The organism is Nocardia sputi (assembly GCF_023501985.1).
In genome coordinates, this window is record NZ_JAMFLC010000010.1 from 153,592 (window position 1) to 167,048 (window position 13,457).

The 13,457-nt window shown below is 67.5% G+C and carries 12 protein-coding genes; 9 read left to right on the forward strand and 3 right to left on the reverse strand.

From position 1 onward, the window contains the following. Window positions 1-123: 123 nt before the first annotated feature. A complete protein-coding gene (locus tag M8859_RS16415) occupies window positions 124-1,794 on the forward strand; it encodes a cutinase family protein (RefSeq protein WP_195069918.1) in 1,671 nt (556 codons plus the stop codon). Window positions 1,795-1,969: 175 nt separating this feature from the next. Here the strand turns inward: M8859_RS16415 and M8859_RS37270 are convergent, their stop codons facing one another. Next, the gene (locus tag M8859_RS37270; RefSeq protein WP_223519571.1) at window positions 1,970-3,199 is read right to left on the reverse strand and encodes a phthiocerol/phthiodiolone dimycocerosyl transferase family protein; all 1,230 of its coding nucleotides are present in this window, start codon (window positions 3,197-3,199) and stop codon (window positions 1,970-1,972) included. A 236-nt stretch (window positions 3,200-3,435) separates the two neighbouring features. Here M8859_RS37270 and M8859_RS16425 point away from each other — a divergent pair, with 236 nt between their 5' ends. The 5 genes from M8859_RS16425 to M8859_RS16445 all read left to right on the forward strand — a co-directional run bounded on the left by M8859_RS16425 (window position 3,436) and on the right by M8859_RS16445 (window position 8,371). Beyond that, entirely contained in the window at window positions 3,436-4,353 is a 918-nt protein-coding gene (locus tag M8859_RS16425; RefSeq protein WP_249644485.1) for a DMT family transporter, read from the forward strand. A gap of 76 nt (window positions 4,354-4,429) precedes the next feature. After that, the gene (locus M8859_RS16430) at window positions 4,430-4,867 is read left to right on the forward strand and encodes a nuclear transport factor 2 family protein (protein WP_249644486.1); all 438 of its coding nucleotides are present in this window, start codon (window positions 4,430-4,432) and stop codon (window positions 4,865-4,867) included. 21 nt (window positions 4,868-4,888) lie between these two features. Further along, a complete protein-coding gene (locus tag M8859_RS16435; RefSeq protein ID WP_249644487.1) occupies window positions 4,889-5,554 on the forward strand; it encodes a class I SAM-dependent methyltransferase in 666 nt (221 codons plus the stop codon). A 133-nt stretch (window positions 5,555-5,687) separates the two neighbouring features. Next, on the forward strand, window positions 5,688-7,028 hold the full coding sequence (locus M8859_RS16440; protein ID WP_249644488.1) for a WS/DGAT/MGAT family O-acyltransferase: 1,341 nt from the start codon (window positions 5,688-5,690) through the stop codon (window positions 7,026-7,028). 218 nt (window positions 7,029-7,246) lie between these two features. Beyond that, on the forward strand, window positions 7,247-8,371 hold the full coding sequence (locus tag M8859_RS16445; protein ID WP_195069913.1) for an NAD(P)H-dependent flavin oxidoreductase: 1,125 nt from the start codon (window positions 7,247-7,249) through the stop codon (window positions 8,369-8,371). A gap of 340 nt (window positions 8,372-8,711) precedes the next feature. Here M8859_RS16445 and M8859_RS16450 read toward each other — a convergent pair whose 3' ends face one another. After that, complete coding sequence (locus M8859_RS16450) at window positions 8,712-9,488, reverse strand: GntR family transcriptional regulator (protein ID WP_195069912.1); 777 nt, start codon at window positions 9,486-9,488, stop codon at window positions 8,712-8,714. A 105-nt stretch (window positions 9,489-9,593) separates the two neighbouring features. On the opposite strand from M8859_RS16450, the gene M8859_RS16455 reads away from it, so the two are divergent. After that, window positions 9,594-11,084: an ABC1 kinase family protein gene (locus tag M8859_RS16455; protein WP_249644489.1), complete on the forward strand. Its 1,491-nt coding sequence runs from the start codon at window positions 9,594-9,596 to the stop codon at window positions 11,082-11,084. Window positions 11,085-11,225: 141 nt separating this feature from the next. On the opposite strand, the gene M8859_RS16460 is transcribed toward M8859_RS16455, so the two are convergent. Continuing rightward, window positions 11,226-11,825, reverse strand: coding sequence for a GDSL-type esterase/lipase family protein (locus tag M8859_RS16460; RefSeq protein ID WP_195069911.1), 600 nt, complete (start codon window positions 11,823-11,825; stop codon window positions 11,226-11,228). A gap of 83 nt (window positions 11,826-11,908) precedes the next feature. Here M8859_RS16460 and M8859_RS16465 point away from each other — a divergent pair, with 83 nt between their 5' ends. Continuing rightward, on the forward strand, window positions 11,909-12,700 hold the full coding sequence (locus M8859_RS16465) for a 2OG-Fe(II) oxygenase family protein (RefSeq protein WP_195069910.1): 792 nt from the start codon (window positions 11,909-11,911) through the stop codon (window positions 12,698-12,700). After that, entirely contained in the window at window positions 12,687-13,457 is a 771-nt protein-coding gene (locus M8859_RS16470) for an SDR family NAD(P)-dependent oxidoreductase (RefSeq protein ID WP_249644490.1), read from the forward strand. Before M8859_RS16465 ends, M8859_RS16470 begins: the two co-directional genes overlap by 14 nt.

Consider the following 13,457-nt stretch of genomic DNA (forward strand, 5'->3'; position numbering starts at 1 on the left):
TCCGCTGGCTCGATTCCGTCCCCAGTAACGCTCGCGGACCCGACCACGACGTCCTCGGTGACGTATGGCCCGTCGGGGGGCTTGTCCGTCCACTTTTGTCGTGTATGGAATGGGGATCAGGACATGGCTCTTCGCGAGCTCTTCGCGCGGCATCGCATAGCTTCGGCTGCTGCCGCACCGGCAGTGCTGGGGGTGGCGGCGGTGGTCGCCGCCTCGTTGGCACTGACATCTACGCCGGAAACCAGGGATACGCAGCTCACCACGTCCGTGACGGAATGCCACGACATGGTGACCATCTCGGTGGCCGGACGCAACGACACTCCTGTGGCGGGGACCACGAAAATGCTCGTGGACGCCAACGGTGATCCGTTGCCCGCCGCGCTGTCGGGTGACCACAGCAGTGAATGGGTGGATCCGGTCGTCAACGCACCGGCCGACGATGTCGAACCCGGCGCGTACGCCGCGGTGTACATCGCGTATCCGGCGAACATGGCCACCTACGAAGACGCCGTCAACGCCGGTGTCGCGAACACCGAGCAGGTGATGCGGGAGATCTCGCAGGCTTGCCCCGACACCAAGTTCTCGATCGTCGGATACAGCGAGGGCGCCGACGTCGTGCGCCGTGTCGCGATGAAGATCGGCCATCAGGAGGCCGGTCAGGACGGTGCATACGGAATCGTCGATCCGGCCGACGTCGTAGGTGTCGTCATCCTCGCCGATTCGGGCCGCTCGGCCGGAGACGGGCCGTTCCCCGGATCCAAGGACCCGTTCGGCAACCCCGATGGCTTCGACCAGCAGTATCAGAACGGCAGGAAACCGGTACCCGGACAAGGTGCGGTGCAGGGGACCAGCGGTGACTTCGGCGCACTGAACGGCAAGATCGCGTCGTTCTGCTCCGACGGAGACCTCACCTGCGCGGCCCCGGAGAACATCTCACTTCTGCAGTTGGTGGTCAACGTGGGCAGGCAGTTGAACGTCGACGCGCTGGAACGAGACGGGCTCACGCCTGCGACCGGGCAGGACGTCGCTGTGGCGCTCAGCCGGATCGCGCTGGCGGCGTTCGCCGATATCCAGTCGCAGCCGAACTGGATGCAGAGTGACGAGACGTTCTTGGAAGTGCTGCTGCGAGTGTCGGATCCGGCGTACAAGCCGGGTGAGACGAAGACCCCTGCGAAGGCGGACTCGATTTCGACCAGCGAAATGTCACCGCTGGCCTACCTGCCGCAGAAGGTGCTCAATGAGATCATCGGTCTGATCGTCACGAACCAGAACACGATTCCCGTGATTCTGAGCGACCCGTACAACCTCACGCTCGGACCCAACCACAGCGGTCACCACTTCGACTACTGGCACGACGCCGACCCTGCCGCGGGCAAGCCGCTGACGTCCGCGGAGTACGCGGCTGCCTGGCTCACCCACCTGGCGAAGCAGGCGCAGGCCGGTAAGCAGGTCGACCCGACGTCCAAGCCGCAAGAGGCGGATCTCGCGGCCGTGTACAAGGCGGTGGAGACTTCCTCGGCGGTCCCGACGACGGAACCCGTGAAGACCACGTCACCGACGACCACCAGCACCGCTCCCATGACGACCGATGCCGCTGACCGGCCGACGACGACGGTCCCGTCGTCGAGCGCCCCGAGCGCTACCTCGTCACCGGTGGTCACCACGCCGCCGGCTCCGTCTCCGGTCGCGTCGCCGGTGCAGACCACGGCGCCCACCACCACCATCGAACCGCCGACGACGACCACGCAATTCGCGGCACCGACCACCAGTACGACCGCGCGAACAACGAATTGATCGACCCGTCGGCCGCGATCGCGAAACGTGATCGCGGCCGACGGCGTTCGGTCGGACGAGCCGCAGTCGGCGCGTGTTCTGACTGCTCGACAGCGCAGCCGCGCCATCGCTTCGGCGAGTGGTGATCCGACTGGGGCCGTCGCCGTGCTTGCCGAACGGCGGACAGAGTCACACGTCAGGCGATGGCGTCGCGCAGGTGGCGGGCCAGCACTTCGACGCGGCGCTGTTGGAGATCGGCGAATTCTTCTGGGTGGTGGATCTCCACGCTCAGCCGTCCGGCGAAGGTGCTGATCACGCAGGTGCCGCCGCCCGGTTGCTGGGGGCGGCGGCCGGTCAGGTCCGGTTTCGCGAGCATGGTGGAGTGGAAGTCGTCGACGCGCAGCCCGTCGTGCTCGGGTAGCGGCGGGATGGTGCCCCAGTTGGTCGCGATGACGACGCCGGGCAGGGCGGGCCTGGGTGCGGCAGCCATGTCGGGGATGCTCAAGGGCGTGCGTTGCACGATGCCCGCGGCCAATCCGGCGTGCAGAGCTTCGCTGATGCCGCGCGCCGACTCCACCAATGTCACCTCCGATTCCGGTGACAGGTAGTTGGCGAAGCCGAGGACGTTCGTCCCTTCGGTGGCGTCGATTTCGGGGCTCACCCTGCCGCGCAGGTCGACGGAGTACAGGTAGAGCAGCCCCGTCAGCGGTAGTTCGCGAATCTCGGCTTCGGTACGCAACAGCGCCGCCGACACCAGGCCGTGCACCGTGACGTTCTCTCGATGTCCGAGTGCGACCAGCGCCGCGGTCTCTTCCTGGCTGAGTCGGCACCGGGTGGTGCGCAGGATCGGGTAGTCGTCGTCGCGCGGCTGCGGAACCGACGCGGCGGCGGGGGCTTCGCCGGGCGGCACAGAGCCGGGCAAAGCCATCTTCTCGATGCCTCGCGCCGCCAGCAGGTGCTCCACTGGGTCGGGAAAGGCGTGCACCGGCAGTTCGGGGGTACCACCGCCGACCGCGTCCCGATACCCGGTCCAGAGCTCGGTGACGATGACGAACGCGTGATAGGCGTCGGCGACGCTGTGATGGATCATGAGCGTGACGCTCGCGGTATCGCCGTCGCGCACCACGCACAGCCCGCAAACGCCTCCGCGCTGGTCGAATTTGGCGCCGGTGAGCGCGAATTCGGGGTCGGCGTCGGCGACGAAGATCTCGGGCGTGGCATCCGTTACGGCGAAGACGTGACCGCCTTGTTCCGAGGACTCGATGCGGGCGCGCAGGATGGGATGCGCCCGGGAGACGGCCTCGAAGGCGGCCGTCAACGCCCGCAGGTCCAACCGGCCGCATACCCGTGCCGAATAACCGATGAAGACCTCGCCCGCGGCGAACATTTCCTCGCTCGGGGCAAGCCGGCGGATGACGTCGACCACGATGATGCATTCCCTTCGCTCCCGGCGAGACTAGCCCGAACATCTTGCCCGCGCGCACTATTCGCCGAAATCGGGCGAACGGGACAGCGACCGGACTTGTCACAAGCGGGAACCGGATCTGTCGGTCCCGTGGATAAGCTCCGAGTGGTCGAAAGGGAGGGGAGTATGTCGCGATCCGAGCGGCTTCGATCCGGCACCGAGCCGGTCGTCGGCCCGCGCCGAACGGCGGTCGCGCGATGACGCGCCGCGGGTGGGCGCTGTTCCTGGCGATGGGCGTTATCTGGGGCGTGCCGTACGCGATGATCCGCATCGCGGTGGAGGACCTCGACCCGATCGTGGTCGCGTTCGGCCGCACGCTGATCGGCGGCCTGCTGCTCGCGCCGGTCGCGCTGTATTCCGGCGTGCTGGTCCCGGTGTTGCGGCGGTGGCGGCCGCTGCTGCTCTACACCTTGGTGGAGATCAGCGGTCCGTGGTTGCTGATCGGGTACGCCGAGACCACGCTGAACAGCTCGACCGTCGGCTTGCTGATCGCCGCGGTGCCGCTGATCGCCGTGGTGATCGTGACCGTGCTCGGCCACGACCGGTTCGACGCACGCCGGATCACCGGCCTGCTCGTCGGGTTCGCGGGTGTCGCCGCGCTCGTCGGCCTGGACGTCGACCTGGGGAATCCGGCGGCGATCGCCGCGATCGGCCTGACCACGATCGGATACGCGGTGGGCCCCATCGTGATCGACCGGGCGCTGGCCGACCTGCCTCCGCTCGGTGTGGTGACCGGCTCGCTGCTGCTGGCCGCGGTGATCTACGCGCCGTTCGCGGGCCTGCGGTGGCCGTCGCACATCACCGCCGATTCGGCCTGGTCGGTACTCGGCCTCGCGGTGATCTGCACGGCCGTGGCGTTCCTGTTCTTCTTCGCGCTGATCGCCGAGGTCGGCCCGGCGCGCGCGACGGTGATCACCTACCTCAATCCCGCGGTGGCGATCCTGCTCGGCGTCACGGCGCTCGACGAGCCGCTGACCGCGGGCATGGCGATCGGCTTTCCGCTGGTCATCCTCGGTTCGGTGCTGGGCACCGCAGGGGGGCGCGACCGGCGGGCGCTCGAGGAATCGACCGCGGCAGCCGCGCCGGAGGCAGCCGTTCCATTACCCGAGAGGTAATCGCCACGAAGCGCGTGCGCGCTGAGAATGAATGCGTGCCGCACGATTGCGCGGCGTTGCCCGAAAGGACCCGGCAGTGTCAGTCACCACGCCGACCACGCGAATGGTGGTCGAAGAGTTGTTGCGGCGGATCGGTTCCGGCGATCCGGAAGCCATCGCCGAGATGTACGCCGAAGAAGTCGATTGGCGGCTGGATTGGCCGGAGGCTGAGCACGGCCGCGCGGCGACGCCCTGGATCCGGCACCGTTCGACCCGGGCCGACGCCGCGGAGCATTTCCGCTCGATCGCCGAACATCATGTGCCGGAGGAGGTGGCCACCACCGTCGACGGCGTGCTCGTCGACGGCGCCGACGCCGTGGCGCTCGGGGAGATCCGGCAGACCGCGCGCCGCACCGGGCGTGCTTACCGCGCGCGGTTCGCGCTGCACCTGACGGTGCGGGATGGCCTGGTCATCCGGCACCACGTCTACGAGGACAGTCTCGCCGTCGCCCAGGCATTCGATCCGGTGGGATGAGTACGTAATACGCTGTTCGGAGTGCTGGACTCGAACGAAGACTTCGCAGACGAACTCGCCGATGTGACCGCCACCCGTACCGCGTACGACGAGGTGGCCGACCTCTACACCGACCTTGTCCGGCATCAACTCGCCGGCCAACCGCTCGACCGGGCGATGCTGGCCGTGTTCGCGGAATCGGTGGCCGACAACGGGTCCGGACCGATCGCCGATCTCGGTTGCGGGCCGGGTCGGATCACCGCTCATCTGGCGTCGCTGGGGGCGGAGGTGTTCGGCATCGATCTCTCGCCGCGCATGATCGAGCTGGCCCGCGCGCAATACCCACAGCTTTCGTTCGAGCAAGGTTCCCTCGAGCAGCTACCGATGGGCAATGAAACCCTCGGCGGCATAGTGGCTTGGTATTCGTTGATCCACACCCCGCCGGAACGCGTGCCGCATGTGTTAGGCGAGTTCCATCGGGTACTCGCGAGCAAAGGGCACGTGTTGCTGGCTTTCCAGGCGGCCGACTTGCCCGACACGGTGGAAGCCTTCGACCACAAGGTGACTCGCGCCTATCGGTGGGCGCCCACATGCCTCGCGCGTCTGCTCGGCGCCGCCGGGTTCACCATGATCGCTCGCATGGTGCGCGAGCCGCGTCCCGAGGAGCGGTTCGGGCAGGCCTACCTGCTGGCTTCGAAGGATCGGTGATTCGCCGAACGCGGTTCATTCCGTCCGGGTAGGTTTGTCGTGTCGCGGCGGTTTCATGGCTGCGCGGGCCCGCCGACAACGTGGTCGATCTGAAATCCGAACTCTTCACCATGTCGTCAGGGGGCGACTCATCATGGAATTCATCGCGCCGGTCGATTCCGTCTTCTTGCTCGCCGAATCCCGCGAACAGCCGATGCACGTCGGTTCGCTGCAATTGTTCGAGCCGCCGGAGCAGGCGGGGAAGGACTTCGCCGCGCAAGTCCACGAGGAACTATTGCGCAACACCGACGTGGATCGGGTCTTTCGCAAGCATCCAGCGACGATCTTCGGATCACCGCAGATGGCTTGGACGTATGCCGAGGACGTGGAACTCGCCTATCACGTGCGGCGGCTGGCCGTGCCCGGTCCGGGCCGCATGGACCAAATCGTCGAGCTGGCGTCCGGGTTGCACAGCAACTTGCTCGACCGGCATCGCCCGCTGTGGGAGTTCCATCTGATCGAGGGCCTCGCCGATGGCAGGTTCGCGCTGTATTCCAAAATGCATCACGCCTTGATCGACGGCATCTCCGCGCAACGCCTTCTGCGGCGCACGCTGACCAGCGATCCGTCCTCCACCGCGACACGGGTGCCGTGGCACCTGCCACGGGAAAAGCGCAGGGCCGGGTCCGGCTCGGGCGGTACGGCGCGGAATCTGATCTCCGCGGCGTCGTCCGGCGCGTCGCTGCTGCGCGCGGCGCGTACGGCCCTGGTGCGCCAGCAGCTGACCTTGCCGTTCGCCGCCCCACGCACCATGTTCAACGTGCCCATCGGCGGCGCGCGCCGCTCGGCCGTCCGATCCTGGCCGTTGGAGCGGCTGGAGCAGGTCAAGAAGGCAACCGGCTCGACGCTCAACGATGTGGTGCTCACCATGTCGGCGGGCGCACTGCGGCGGTACCTGATCGAACGGGACGCGTTGCCCGACAAACCGTTGATCGCGATGGTGCCGATGTCGCTGCGCGCCGAGGACGACGAGACCAACGGCGTGAAGGTGGGGGCGGTGCTGTGCAACCTCGGCACCGATATCGCCGATCCGCTGGAGCGCCTGCAGGTGGTCAGCGCGTCGATGCGGGACGGGAAGGACGTCTACCGCACGTTGTCGTGCAACCAGACGATGGCGCTGTCCGCGCTGATGCTCAGCCCGCTGGCCCTCAACCTCGTGCCCGCGCTGATTCCCTGGACGAATCCCACCTTCAACCTCGTCATCTCGAACGTGCCGGGACCGCGCGAACCCATGTACTGGAACGGTGCGCGCCTCGACGCGAGCTACCCGCTGTCCATCCCGTTCGACGGCCAGGCGGTGAACATCACGCTGACCTCCAACGCGGGCAATCTCGATTTCGGCCTGGTCGGCTGCCGCCGCAGTGTTCCGCAGCTGCCCCGCTTGCTCGATCACCTGGAGCAGTCCCTTGCCGAACTGGAGCGGGCCACCCCCTGACTCAGCAGCGCATTCCGCAGAAAACTAGAACGTGTTACTGTCGATGCATGGTGCGAAGGCCAGTCGAGGAAGCCGCGGCCGCTTCATGGCGATATCTGCGGCTCGCGGTGGACTCGACGCGCAGCGGCCGCGCCGCGCCGAGCGTCACTTATGCAACTCGTTCTAGTACATCTGCGCCGCGCCGTTCGCGGCGGAGCAGTTAGGGAGACCAGCACGCCATGCGAACCGAAATCTGCGAACGGCTCGGGATCGAATTCCCCATCTTCGCCTTCACCCACTGCCGCGACGTGGCGGCTGCGGTCAGCAACGCGGGCGGACTCGGCGTGCTCGGCGCCGTCGGCTTTACCGCCGAACAGCTCGAGGTCGAGCTGGCCTGGCTGGACGAGCATGTGCAGGGCGTGTACGGCGTCGACCTGGTGATCCCCTCCAAGTACGAAGGCAAGGGCATCGATGGCCTGACTCCCGAGGAACTGGAAGCCAAACTCGCCGAGATGGTCCCGCAGGATCATCGCGACTTCGCGGAGAAGATCCTCGCCGACCACGGCGTGCCCAAGCTGCCGGACGGCGAGCACCACAACCAACTGCTCGGCTGGACCGCCACCACGGCGGGGCCGCAGGTGGAGGTGATTCTCCGGCATCCGAAGGCCAAGCTGGTCGCCAACGCCCTGGGCACACCGCCCGAGGACGTCGTCAAGCAGGTGCAGGATTCCGGCAGGCTGATCGGCGCGCTGTGCGGATCGGTCAAGCACGCGCTCAACCACAAGCGCGCGGGTCTGGACTTCGTGGTCTGCCAGGGCACCGAGGGCGGCGGCCACTGCGGCGAGGTGTCCTCGCTGGTGCTGTGGCCGCAGGTCATAGATGCCGTCGGCGATCTACCGGTGCTCGCCGCCGGTGGTATCGGCAACGGTCGTCAGGTGGCCGCCGCGATGGCGATGGGCGCCGCGGGCGCGTGGACCGGTTCGGTGTGGTTGACCGTCGAGGAGGCCAACGTCCCCCCCGCGCAGATGCAGAGCTACATCGAAGCCACCAGCCACGACACCGTTCGCTCGCGCGCCTGGACGGGTAAGCCCGCCCGCATGCTGCGCAACGATTGGACCGACGCGTGGGAGCAGGCCGACACTCCCGACCCGCTGCCGATGCCGTTGCAGATGATGGTCGCGTTGGACGGCGTGAAGCGCGGCCATCGTTATCCCGAGGCCGCCAAGGACGTCAACTTCAATCCGGTCGGCCAGATCGTCGGCATGATGAACCGGGTGGAACGCTCCGCCGACGTGGTGAACCGGCTGATCCAGGAGTATGTCGAGGCGTGCGAGCGCCTCGACAAGCTCAACGGCGGGGCCTGAGCTCGCGCTCGCACGTCGATGATGCCGTGCGGATCGGCCGCGCGGCATCCCACCGGCCGGATCCCGGTCACTCGGAAGGCACACGAGCGTACGCCGCATCGTCGTGCGGCGCGCGCTGTGATTGCTTGCCTCTGAGTCGGATTCATCTCGACCGGTATCGGCCTCGGCAGTCCGTCTCCGCTATACGCATGCCCACCACATCACACACTGGAGACCCAAACTGTCTGGGGCAGGCTGCTGCGGCCGAGGCTGCGCACTCTCGCGCTTCGGCGCGCTGAGGAGACCTGACCGAGAACGAGCTCCCACATCTGTCCCAGACGAATTGTGCAGTGTACGAAAACTAGGCGGTGGCGGCGTGGGATTCGGCGGCGCGGTCCCCGATCCCTGCCACCGATTCCTCGAACCGCGCGATGACCTTCTCGTGGTACATGCCGAACAGATCCTCGAACAGCGCCAGCTGAGCATCGCTGGGCCCGGCGCCGGAATCCCACACGGCGGCCAGCGCCCGCCAGATCAAAACGTGCAGGTCTGGTGCGCCCGCGAAATACGCATCGACCGCTTCCGGCACCTCGAGCACCATCTCGCCGATCGAGTTCAAGATCGCGCGCTGCATAGGGAGACCGAGCACGGTCAGCAATCTGCGCACCAGCGCGACCTCGAGCGCCAAAAGCTGCCGCAAGTCGGGAACATCTTGCCGAGCAATCGATTCGAGTTCATCGATGGCGGCCTTCAGTTCGGCCGAATCGATCCGTTGTTCGCCACCGGTGTAGGCGAGCAGCGTTTCGAGCACGAGATTGCGCTCGACGTCCACGATGTCGCGGAACATCTCTATCGCGATGTCCGGCATGGGAATCGAGAAACGGAACAGGTGGCGGTACACGTCCATCCCGCCGGTCTCCCGGACGTCACGAATCGTGAATCCCTTGCCGCGCCGGGCTTCGACGAAGCCGTACGACTCCAGCCGGCCGAGAGTCAGCTGCGCGGTCGCGCGGTTCATGTCGAATTCCTCGGCGACCTGACGCACCGACGGCATGAGATCCCCTGGCTGATATTCCCCCGCGGCAACCCGGCGCGCCAGCTCGTCGGCAACGTCGGCGACCACCGTCTGGGAACCCATCGAAGTCACCTTTCGACTACTTTCGAATACGTCCCAGACAGTCTAAGCCCTACTGTCCGGTACTGCATCTGTGTCACACTTGTGCGCGCGACTGTGAGGTGAGGCATGACCATCCGGCCCATCGGAGAGCGCCCCGAGGAGGGGTCCACGGGCAAGCGATCCCGGCTTTTCGCGTCGCGTTCTCATGGCAAACCTCCTGTTCACAGCGCTGTTCGCGGCGCGAAACTCGCCGCGCTGCCGATGGCGTTGGCCGGGCGACAGGCCGCGGGGGTCGGCAAGAGGGCACTCGGCAGATCGGCCGAAGAAGTCAATCGCGACATCCAGCTCCGCACCGCCCAGCACATTTTCGAGGTGCTCGGCGAGCTGAAAGGGTGTGCCGCGAAGCTGGGGCAGCTACTGGCCATCTACGAGCTGGCCCTGCCGCCGGACGTTGCGGAGCCGTACCGGATCGCGCTCAGCAGGCTGCAGGACGCCGCGCCCGCCATGCTGCCGCACATGGTGCATGCCGCCATGGCCGAAAGCATGGGCGCGGATTGGCGTTCCCGCTTCCGCGAATTCGACGATCGGCGCGCCGCCGCGGCCTCGCTCGGGCAGGTGCACCGCGCGGTCTGGCACGACGGCAGGCCGGTCGCGGTCAAGGTGATGTACCCCGGCGGCAGGCAGGCGGTGGCGCGCGATCTGGATCAGCTGCGCCGGATCTCCTATCTGGCAGCGGTATTCCTGCCCGGCGCGGACGTGAAGGCGGTGACCGAGGCGATCTGCGCGTCGGTGACCGGCGAGCTCGACTACGCGGCGGAGGCAACCCATCAGCGAGCTTTCGCCGCCGCCTACGCCGACGATCCGGACTTCTTCGTCCCGAATGTCGTCGCACAGCAGGGCGACGTACTGATCAGCGAATGGATCGACGGCACCCCGGTGCCGCGCATCGTCGCTTCCGGCACACGGGCAGAGCGCGACCGGGTCGGCATGCTCATGGTCCGTTTCGTGACCTCCGGATGGGGCCGTCACGGTCTGCTGTACGCCGATCCGCACCCGGGCAACTTCCGGGTGCTGCCCGACGGACGGCTCGGCGTAGTCGATTTCGGCGCGTGCTGCGCTTGGCCGCCCGCGGGCTTCGACGAGCTGACGCTCGAATGCTGCAAGGCGATCTTCCGAGGCGGGCCCGGCGAATTGGCCGCGGCCACGCGCAGGCACGGTTTCGTGGAAACCGGACGGGACCTCGACAGCGAGGCGCTCTACGCCGCGATCACACCCTGCGGTGAACCGCTACGGCACGCCACCTACCGGCTCACCACGCGCTGGCTGCGCCGGCAAGTGTTGCGCACCACGAACCCTCGCCTGACCAATGTGGTCCGTCAGATGACCATGCCCGCCTACTTCACGCCGTTCGCTCGCTCGTTCCTCACCCTGGTGGGAGTGCTCGGTCAACTGGAGACCGAAGGGCCTTTTCGCGACGAGATCGTCCGCTGGCTACCGGAATTGGGCGAGGCGTTCACCCCGGACGAAGCACCGGCGACCCTTCCGGTGACGGTAGACCTGGACACAGCGCGCAAGCGGCGGGCCGAGGCGGGCAACGGCGGCATGCCGGTCAGTTGAGCCCGATCCGCCAGGCCCGCAAGCTCATTCGATATGCTGACCATCGGACTCCTGCGAACCCAGCCGTAGGCAGCTCGCTGTCCCAGACAGAAGTCACGTTCTGGCTCGAACGAATCCGTGAGGCACCCGGAAACAGGCACGTCACCGAGACAACCACTCACGCCAGTGTGGCGCGATCAGCGCGGTGATCTCGTCGTAGCCCCTGGCCCCGGGATGTGCACCGTCGCCCGCGCGTACCTCGGCGGCCCACACCGTGTTGTCGCGCAACGCCTCGTGCACGCGCACAAAGGGCACGTCCGAAACGGCGCATGCCCGCGAGAACCGCTCCTCCAGCGCGGCGGTGCGGGCGTTGTGCTCGTCGTCCGCGATCGGCGGCGGGGCGACCATCAAGATGGGCCAGTGCCGCTCGGCCGCCTGCCCGTGCAGCGCGAGCAGGTTGGCCACCGACTCCTCGGGGCTCACCCGCGGGCCGCCGTTTTCGTATATTGCGTCGTTCACGCCGAACGACAGCACGACCCTGCCGTCCGTGCCCTCCGGCAGCCGGGACGCGCATTCTGCGCCGAAGCGCTCCAGGATCTCGCTCGAGGTCTGCCTGCGCACCCCCAAGTTGTAGGCGGTCAGCGGCACGCCCTCCGCGTGCGCCGCGGACGCGAGCCGGCCTGCCCAGCCCAGGCAGCGCGGGTCGCCGACACCGGCGACGAACGAATCCCCGACGAAACACACACGCAGATCACGGCTCATCGCACGATCCTCGCAACGCGGAGACCGGCCCGCGCGTACCGGGTGCGGCCAATATGATCACGAGGTTCGACCGGGAGGGAGCAATGGTGACAACCGACTCGGAGCGCGCAGCGCCGGTTCCGCAGTGGTTCGCGGAGTTGTTCGCCCATCGACGTTGGATTCGCCGCAGCCGACCGTTTCCGCACGTGTACGCCCGCGACGTATTCGTTCCCGAGTTCTATCAGCGGTTGGCCGACGAGCTGGAGCGGGTTCGCCGGGAGAGCCCGCAGCTGTTCGGTTCCGTCGCCGACGGTTACAGCGCCGACGGCATCCGATTGGCCGACCTGCGCGACGGCCCGATGGCGCTGTTCAGCTCGCGTGAATGGCACGACCTGGTCGCCCGGCTCGGCGGAGTCGACACGACCGGCGACGTCGAGGGGTCGGTGCACCATCACGGGCCGGGCAGCCCGTTCGGCTGGTCGCACAACGACCTCAATCCGGCCTGGTTCCCCGGGCCGCCACCAGGCCGGGACGAAGTGCGCCTGCCCGACGGCACGGTCGACACCAAGACCGGAGCGCGAGCGCCCGGCGTCCGCGCGCGCGAGACCGTGCGGGCCGTCGCGGTGCTGTTCTATCTGGGCAATCCGGGATGGCAGCCGGGCGATGGCGGCGAGACCGCGCTGTACGACCACGTCGCCGAGGCGGCCGCGCTGCCGTCGGTAACCCTCGTGCCACCGCTGGACAATTCGCTCGTGCTGTTCGAAGTCACCCCGCGCAGCTGGCACACCTTCGCGGGTAACAATGTCCGAGATCGCAACAGTGTGGTGATGTGGGTGCATCGCACCAGGGCGGACGCCGAACGGCGCTGGGGAGGAGACAAGATTGTCCACTGGTGAACGCCGCGTCTGCCTGCTGACCGGGGCGAGCGGCACCCTGGGCGACGCCTTCTGCCAGGCCTACTATCGCGACTACGACATCGTCGCCGTGTGCCGCACGCGCACACCCGCGGTGCCGTCACAGCTGGAGTGGTACGTCGATCCGCTCGCGCCGGACGCGCCCGTTCCAGAGAACGATTCGCGCGTCTTCGTGGTCCGGTCGGATCTGACCCAGCCCGGCGAGGTGGAACGGGTGGTTGACCTGGCACTGGCCCGGTTCGGCCGGGTCGACTTGCTGGTGAACAACGCCGCGCACGTCCGGCTGCATCCGCGCGGCATCGTCGACGGCGACGCGGCGCTGGACGACTTCGATCCTCACTTCACCCTGAACGTCGCCGTGCCGCTGCGTTTTTCGACACGGCTGGCGCAGCGGTGCTGGTTGCACGCGGGCCAGGAGAATCGCGCGCGCAACCGCAACATCGTCAACGTATCGAGCATTTCCGGGTCGGAGGTCTATCCGGGGCAGACCTTGTACTCCGCGTCGAAAGCCGCGCTCGATCAGCTCACCCGCAACCTCGCCGCCGAGTTCGCCGAGTTCGGCGTGCGCGTGAACGCGATCGCGCCCACCACTTTTCCCGTGCTGGTCCCCACCGAGCGAGTCGCCCGCGCGATCGTCGAGCTCGACGCGGGCGACCGGTCCGGCGGCGTGTACGGGGTCGGCGTCGACCCGGACCGAGCCGACAGCGTCTCCCTGCGGCTCGCCGACGCCGAAACGTAA